This window comes from Microcoleus sp. Pol12B3, assembly GCF_036701355.1.
Classification (GTDB): Bacteria; Cyanobacteriota; Cyanobacteriia; order Cyanobacteriales; family Microcoleaceae; genus Microcoleus.
This window is the reverse complement of record NZ_JAUBQS010000076.1, coordinates 19,442-27,566: the sequence shown is the minus strand read 5'-3', so window position 1 is coordinate 27,566 and position 8,125 is coordinate 19,442. Positions and strand designations below refer to the sequence as shown.

Sequence of the window (8,125 nt, the reverse complement as noted above, 5' to 3'; positions counted from 1 at the left end):
GCTAATTTACAACTCTAAACGCCTACTTTCTTTGAATTAAGTTTAATTCTCTTGATCCTTTCCTTCAGGGCACTACCCCATCCCGACACCAACAGCCGTACAGGTAAGAAGGTATACGGAATTAAACAGCATAATGCAACACTATGTAAACAGCTTTAAGTCAGCCAGTAGAGAGCCTTTGGAGACTTTGCCCTCGTTTACATAGGGGCGTTTTTCGGCTCCGCCTTACTTATGGTCTGGGGCTGATGGCAAAGATGCTAAAAGTTGATAAAAAATCGAAAGTCGCTGCTGTTTACCTTTGACAATTATTTTATACAAAACGGATTTGATAGCTGCCTGTCACTCATCTGAGCTACCCCAGATAAGCGTCACTATAAAAAGTGACTGTTAAAGCACTTCCCCCCACAGCTACAACTGGGGAATAGCAAGTTCAAAGGACTTGCAAACCACTAATCCCCAATCAAACCATGCAAACCACAAATTCAATTTACGCTCAATTGCCTCTTTGCTATTCACTGCCCACACTGCAACGCAATAATAGCACCACTGCCAATCAAAACGTGCGCTATCTCCAACAATCCTTAGTTAAAAACGGATATCCCGTCGCAACTGATGGATTCTTTGGCCCAAAAACTGAACAAGCAGTCATCAAATTTCAAAAGGAAAATAAGATTGCTGTTGATGGCATTGTCGGCCCTCAAACTTGGAGTCTATTAGGCGCTTGTTATACAGGTGAACCGGGATGTTAAATCCAAGTTAACTAATCCTAGGTGCACGGGTAGCAAGAAACTGTTTTTTTTCACAGCAATACTTCCTTTACGCCCCCAGAAACGCTAAACAATCTGGTGGTTAAGCGAAGCCCAAACCTCGTTTAGGTCCGTCAAAAGTACATCCAGGACTATTAATTAACATCTTTTCCCGCTGCCCTGCTTTTAAACAACTTGCAAACAACCAATGGAGACTCAAACTATGCAAACCACAAACGCAATTCACATGGAATTACCTTCCTGCCGTTATTTTCCCCTACTGAAACGCAACGATGGCGTCACCCAAAATGAGGACGTTCGCTACCTTCAGCGACTCTTGAATGCTAGCGGATTTTCCGTAACTACTGATGGAGGATTCGGCGCGAAAACCGAACAAGCAGTCATCAATTTTCAAAAGCAACAAAAAATCGTTGCGGACGGCATTGTCGGCCCCAAAACTTGGAATAAATTAGGAGTTTGTACAACTATATTTTAAAGTTGGTGCAAGCATCTTTTAAAGAGATTAGGGCGTGCAGTGCGCGCCCTATTTCTCCGTCGAAGTTTCCACCCCGCACCACCCCTCCGGCGCTCCGTACATTCGATACTTGCGAGCTCGTTTGAAATACAGCATTGCTACCCGATCGTCTGGATTGATTTGTAAAATATTCTGAAATGCTTTTTGGGCGGCAACAAATTTTTGGTCGTAGTAAAAATTGAGAGCTTCTTGAAAAACCTCCGCCGTTTGCTGCTTAAGTACAATGCTCTGCTCTGTTTCTGTTTCGTAAATTTCAAACACCGACACAGCATTTGTCTTTCCTTTTACCGTTACTCGATCGACAAATCTGTACTTATATTTTTGTGGATCGTCTAGGCGATCGATAATTGCACCGCTAACTAGAATGCCCGCGCCGTAAACCTTAGTCAATCCTTCCAAACGAGACGCGAGATTCACCGCATCAGCAATCACCGTACTTTCCATCCGTTCTCGCTCGCCAATTGTACCCAACATCAAATTGCCGGCGTGTAAACCGACGCCGATCGCGATCGGAAACAAGCTATTTTTTTCTCGCTGCTGGTTGTAGATATTCACTTCTTTTTGCATATCAATTGCTGCTCGCACACCATCCTCTGGAGATGTAGGAAACAGTGCCATGACTGCATCACCAATGTATTTATCAATAAATCCGTTATTTTTCCTGATGGCAGGGCTAACTCTGCCTAAGTAAGTATTAATAAATGCAAAATTTTCAGGTGGTGTCATCTTTTCGGAAAGCGCCGTAAACGAACGAATATCAGCAAACAACACGGTCATCTCTCTTTCCTGATTCTCGCCTAATTTTACTTCAATAATACTCGGCTTTTCCAGCAAGTTTAGAAAATCGTGTGGCACAAACCTGCCGTAGGCTGCATTCAGTTTCGCTAGGCGAATTTGCGTGTTAATTCTCGCCAACAATTCCTTTTTTATAAAAGGTTTAGTTACATAATCATTGGCTTCTAAGTTAAAAGCTTCTACCAAGTCAGTAGTTTGATTTTTAGCCGTCAACATCAGAATCGGCATTTCTAAAGGCGAGTATTTTTTGCGAACTTCTCGACACACTTCATAGCCCGTCATCTGCGGCATCATTACGTCGAGTAAAATTAAGTCTGGCTTAAATCCTGATTCAATCAGATTTAAAGCTTCTAAGCCGTTGCTCGCTTGAGTTATCTCATAGTTTGCTAGAGAAAGACTGTTGATAATGACCTGAATATTAATGGGTTCATCATCGACCACCAAAACTTTGAGCTTTTCACTTTCTAGGAAGTCGCTATTGTCTGATAGCTGAGAATTTATTATAGAGGATTTGCCCGCGAATTCAGGAGTGATTAAAATGGGAGAACCCTCGGTTAAACGCGGCTGTATGCTACTAAAATCTGGCTGACTCTCAGATACGGGCAAAGTAAAGATGAATTGGGAACCGACGCCTACAGTTGAAGATACCCCTATTTGCCCTCCGTGCAATTCAACTAATTGCTTGGCAACCGTTAACCCTAAACCAGTGCCGCCATATTCTCTAGCAGTAGAACCGTCAGCTTGTTCAAAGGATTCAAAAATTCGGTCTAATTTATCTTCGGGGATGCCAATGCCCGTATCAGATACAGTAATGGCTAATTGGGAATTAGACGGTGATTGTGCGCTGCCCGTTACCAATTCTGCGGAAATTTCTATTCGACCACTTTCGGTAAATTTAATCGCATTGCCGATTAAGTTGTAAAGTATTTGCTGCAAGCGATTCTCGTCGGCTGCTATTGGCGGCAATTCAGGAGCAACTGAGTTAATCAATTGCAAGTTTTTTTTGCCTACTAATGGCTGAGACAGAGTAACAATTACAGAGACTATTTCTCGAAGACCGACGGACTTAATTTGCAGTTCTATAGTTTTGTGTTTGAGCTGAGAAAAATCTAAAAGATCGTTAATTAAAGAAGACAATCTTTTGCCCGAGGAGGAAATCAAAGCTAAGTTAAAATTTGTAGATTCTGGCAGTTGTCCGGTAGCACCGTCTATTAAAGATTCTGCAATCCCAATAATGCCGTTGAGGGGAGTGCGGAGTTCATGGGAAGTATTGGCTAAGAATTCGTCTTTCAGTTTGTCGAGTCGCTGCAATTCGGTATTTTTAGTTTCTAAGGCAGTAAATGATGCTTGCAATTGTGCTGCCATGCTGTTAAAAGCAGCGGCAAGTACGCCCAACTCGTCGGAACGATCGAGCTTTACAGTTTGGTCAAATTGTCCTTCAGACAAAGCTATTGCTGCATTTTTTAATTTTATAAGAGGTTGAATAATCCAGCGAGAAGTGAGAAGTCCTAACACACTTGCCATGCCCAAAGCTGCCAGACATAGCAACACTGTAGTTCGGTTGCCGGCCTGAATTTGTTCCATAAAGTCTGCTTCGGGAACGACAACGACAATCAGCAAATCTAAACCATTGTCGTCTTGGAAGGGCAGGACTTTTAAAAATTTCTGCTGGCCGTTTATCTCAACATTTATTTGCTGTGATTTTGTAATTTTGTGCAAGTTGTTAAAGTGATTTTCTAAATATTTAGCTGTAGTTTGCGTTACTGGGTCGCTGCTTTCTGTAACTTTAAATAGTTCTTTTTTACCGTTTTTGGTGCGGAAAGGTTTTTCGGGTGTGGAAGTTGCCAGCAGCGTGCCGTTTCTTTCGATAATAAAAGTTTGACCAGATTTGCCTATTTTAAGGCTGTTTAAAAATTGACCGATACTGTCGAGACGCAACGCAGCAATTAATACTCCTTCTAGCTGTTTCTGGCTGTTGTAAACTGGTTGCAGCGCGCTGAGGATCAATGTGGGTTCTAGGAAGGATATATAAACTGAACTCCAAGTTGGTTTAATTGCTAGAGCGGCATAGGCGTAGGAAGGGTGCTGTCGGATGTCGAAGTTTTTGACAGAGGCTGCTACTGTGGTGCGATCGCCCGTATCATTAGTATTGTAAGAATAAAAATCAAAATTTGTAGAAGGGCCCGATGCGTTAATCAATAAAGTGCCGTTCGACATCTTTTCGCCGGTGCGATATTCTCCATCTTGATTAGCGATCGACGTAAAATTGATATAGGGATATAATTGCACTTGGCGCCACAGATACTTTTCCCAAGCTGACAAGTCTTTCATGTTCACAAAACCCAGTTTCACTGCATCCAGCTTGCTTTGATTGATTTGGTGCGGAGTTTGCAGATAAGTTCTCAAATTTTGCTCGATGCGATTGCTCACCTCCCCCATCAACTGACCCGCAAGGTCATTTACTGCTCTTTGAGAGTTCCTAAATGATAAATACCCCACAATACCCACCGCTGCAAATACTTGCAAGACAAACGGAACTATGAGTACGGTTTGCAGCGTTGCTTTTCTTGAAAGTTTTGCCACTAAGTGCTTGAGAGAAAGAGTGGACATAACATTACTTTAGGTTGAAAAACCCAGTTAATACTTGGAGCGAAGGCTGAGCAGTGGTAAAAATTATAAACCATTTTGTACTTAAACACAACTTACCCAAGGAAGACCCGATCTAGTTTCTACAATCCTTAATCTTTTACCAAATTATTAAAAGTCAAAGCGAACCATACGGACACGGCAATACCTTGTCCTACTCTCCGCGCCGGACAAGGTATTGCCCTATCCCTACCGATGTTCACATACAATATATCTGTATCACTACTTTTCATCCAAAGCTTCTATTCCCGACCATCCTTCAGGCACTCCATACATTCCATTCTTTAGAGAGCGCTGGCAGTAAATTGCTGCTAACCTATCTTGAGGATTTCTTTCGCAAATCTTACTGAATAATTTTTGCGATTAAGGAAAATTTTGCTCGAAATAAAGCTCCAGACCTTTTTGAAATTCAGCAGCAGTTTCCTGTTTTAGTTCAATGCTTTGTTCTGTTTCTGCATCATAAATTTCAAACACCGACACGGCAGATTTTTTGCATTTTACTGTGACTCAAACGACAAATAGGCAGATATATTTTTCTCGCTATCCCCAACACTATAAAATTGAGCCACTAACTATAATTTTAGCCTAGTCAACAGTTATTTATTAGCTTTGAGTTGCCACTGACTAGAGCTAATTTCAAGCAAAAAAATAACATAAATAGCAGCTTATATCCCAATCCCCACGCTGTTTAATAAAAATTAAACGGGACAACGATCGATAATTGAAACCCAATCTTTCTGTGGCTCATAGAATATCCGACAAGTATGTTTTGCCGGATGAAAACATTGCAGATGTTTTTTACATAATTTATATTATGTCCGCTTACTTCATGCTGTTAAAAAAGGTATAATTAAAAATAAAAAATTAGCTGTCTGTCGCTGAAATTAGGCGCAAAATTAAGCTATATTGTAGCAAATTTCAGGAAAGTGAGATTTGCTATGGCTGACTCTATTGCTCGCCGTTTGGAACAATACACGGTAAAACGATCGCACGAAGTTTTAATCATCAAGGCCCAAATTGACGGCGAATTCGATGAAATTGCTATTTTTAAAGGCTTTTCTAGTTCCCTGACGCGATCGACCGCTTTCGATCCAGACGTTCCTGTTTTGCCGGAGGAAGCAAAAATTGTCAGTGTCGATCGCGTGGAGAGCCCCTACAATCCAAATAACCCCCGCTATCTTCAGCAGGGGTTATCTTGGGAAACAATGCAATCTCTATTGTCCGAGGCGGGAGTTTAGCAAAACATTAGGGACACAACGCGAGCAAAACAGTAGGGACACAACATTGTTGTGTCCCTACTACAAAAGCACTATGTCCTTACCCTTAGAGCTAGATCGTGCCGCCGGCAGCTTGGAAACGAGCTCTCGCGCGTTTGATGGCTTGCTTAGCTTGAATTTGCTCTTGCAAAGTGCCGCTAGTAGCCTTTTGCAAACGAGCTTCTGCTTCGGTGTAAGCAGTACGAGCAGCTTCTTTATCAATGGTTTCGCCTTTTTCAGCGCCGTTGACAAGAATAGTAACTTTGTTTTCTTGGATTTCTGCAAAGCCGCCCATCAGAGCAATAGACACCCATTCCTTGCCGGGACGGACGCGCATCACTCCGGTATCCAAAGCTGTCAACATGGGAGCGTGACCGCTCAAGATACCCAGTTGGCCTGTGGTGCTCGGCAGAATTACTTCTTCAGCATTAGAATCCCAAACAGTTTTGTCTGGGGCCACTACGCGCACAGTTAATGTCATAAATTGTCAGTTGTCGGTTGTCAGTTGTCAGTTGTCAGTTGTCAGTTGTCAGTTGCCAGTTATCAGTTGTCAGTTGTCAGTTGTCAGTTGTCAGTTGTTACCAATAACCAATAACTAATAACAAATAACTAATAACTACTGACTCATGACTCCTGACTACTGACTACTGACTCATGACTAAAATTACTTGGCGTCAGCTTTCATTTTTTCAGCTTTGGCGATCGCCTCGTTGATATCGCCCACCAAATAGAAAGCTTGTTCTGGTAATTCGTCAAGTTCGCCAGCCAAAATCATCTGGAAGCCCTTAATGGTGTCTGCCAGCTTGACGTACTTGCCGGGGGAACCAGTGAATACTTCCGCCACAAAGAACGGTTGAGACAAGAAGCGTTCAATTTTGCGAGCGCGAGAAACGGTCAAGCGGTCATCTTCCGACAGCTCGTCCAAGCCCAAAATCGCAATAATGTCTTGCAATTCCTTATAGCGTTGCAGAGTAGACTGCACCTGACGAGCAACACCATAGTGCTCTTCGCCGACAACGCTAACTTGCAACATCGTAGACGTAGAATCCAGCGGGTCAACCGCAGGATAAATCCCCTTCGCAGCCAAACCGCGAGACAACACAGTTGTAGCGTCCAAGTGAGCAAAAGTCGTAGCCGGTGCGGGGTCAGTCAAGTCATCCGCAGGTACGTACACAGCTTGAACCGAAGTAATGGAACCTTCGGTAGTCGAAGTAATCCGTTCTTGCAAGTCGCCCATGTCTGTACCGAGAGTCGGCTGATATCCCACAGCCGAAGGCATCCGACCCAACAGAGCCGATACCTCAGAACCCGCTTGCACAAACCGGAAGATATTGTCAATGAACAGCAGCACGTCTTGCTTGCTGACATCACGGAAGTATTCGGCCATCGCCAGAGCCGACAGGCCCACGCGCATCCGAGCACCAGGCGGCTCGTTCATTTGACCGTAAACCAGAGCAATTTTTGACTTGCTGCGGTCTTCTTCGTCAATAACCCCCGACTCGATCATTTCTTTGTAGAGGTCATTACCTTCGCGGGTGCGCTCGCCCACACCACCGAACACGGACACGCCACCGTGAGCCTTGGCGATGTTGTTGACGAGTTCCATCATAATCACGGTTTTGCCGACGCCTGCGCCGCCGAACAAACCGATTTTGCCACCGCGACGGTAGGGCGCGAGCAGGTCAATCACCTTGATCCCTGTTTCAAACACCGAAGGCTTGGTTTCCAGTTCGGTGAAAGCCGGCGGGTTGCGGTGGATGGGCATACTTTCGGAAGTATTGACCGGGCCGAGGTTGTCTACGGGTTGACCGATGACGTTAAAAATCCGGCCGAGAGTTGGGATTCCGACGGGAACTTGGATCGCTTCCCCGGTATCTACTACTTCCATGCCACGCACCAAGCCGTCGGTGGTACTCATGGAAACGGCGCGCACTTGGCTGTCTCCGAGCAGTTGTTGAACTTCGCAGGTAACGGCAACGTCTTGACCTGCTTCGTTTTTGCCGGAAATTGTGAGAGCGTTATAGATTTGGGGCAGTTTGCCGCCTGGGAATTTTACGTCTACAACTGGCCCGATGATTTGGGTGATGTAGCCTACGTTCGTTTTTTCTGCGGTGGATACCATGAATAGTGCCTTTGTTAGGATGCTA

Annotated in this window: 6 protein-coding genes; 3 read left to right on the top strand and 3 right to left on the bottom strand. The window is 44.0% G+C overall.

What is annotated here, in order from left to right; translation table 11 throughout:
* Positions 1-467: 467 nt before the first annotated feature.
* On the top strand, positions 468-749 hold the full coding sequence (locus tag QUA53_RS25485) for a peptidoglycan-binding domain-containing protein (RefSeq protein WP_333100436.1): 282 nt from the start codon (positions 468-470) through the stop codon (positions 747-749).
* A gap of 220 nt (positions 750-969) precedes the next feature.
* The gene (locus tag QUA53_RS25480; RefSeq protein WP_333100438.1) at positions 970-1,242 is read left to right on the top strand and encodes a peptidoglycan-binding domain-containing protein; all 273 of its coding nucleotides are present in this window, start codon (positions 970-972) and stop codon (positions 1,240-1,242) included.
* Between the two features lie 48 nt (positions 1,243-1,290).
* Here the strand turns inward: QUA53_RS25480 and QUA53_RS25475 are convergent, their stop codons facing one another.
* Positions 1,291-4,686: an ATP-binding protein gene (locus tag QUA53_RS25475; RefSeq protein ID WP_333100440.1), complete on the bottom strand. Its 3,396-nt coding sequence runs from the start codon at positions 4,684-4,686 to the stop codon at positions 1,291-1,293.
* Positions 4,687-5,660: 974 nt separating this feature from the next.
* On the opposite strand from QUA53_RS25475, the gene QUA53_RS25470 reads away from it, so the two are divergent.
* On the top strand, positions 5,661-5,960 hold the full coding sequence (locus QUA53_RS25470; RefSeq protein ID WP_333100442.1) for a DUF7734 family protein: 300 nt from the start codon (positions 5,661-5,663) through the stop codon (positions 5,958-5,960).
* Positions 5,961-6,051: 91 nt separating this feature from the next.
* On the opposite strand, the gene atpC is transcribed toward QUA53_RS25470, so the two are convergent.
* Together atpC and atpD are read right to left on the bottom strand one after the other, a co-directional pair.
* On the bottom strand, positions 6,052-6,459 hold the full coding sequence (gene atpC / locus QUA53_RS25465) for an ATP synthase F1 subunit epsilon (protein WP_333100443.1): 408 nt from the start codon (positions 6,457-6,459) through the stop codon (positions 6,052-6,054).
* Between the two features lie 183 nt (positions 6,460-6,642).
* Positions 6,643-8,100, bottom strand: coding sequence for a F0F1 ATP synthase subunit beta (gene atpD / locus QUA53_RS25460; protein ID WP_006635884.1), 1,458 nt, complete (start codon positions 8,098-8,100; stop codon positions 6,643-6,645).
* Positions 8,101-8,125: the final 25 nt, after the last annotated feature.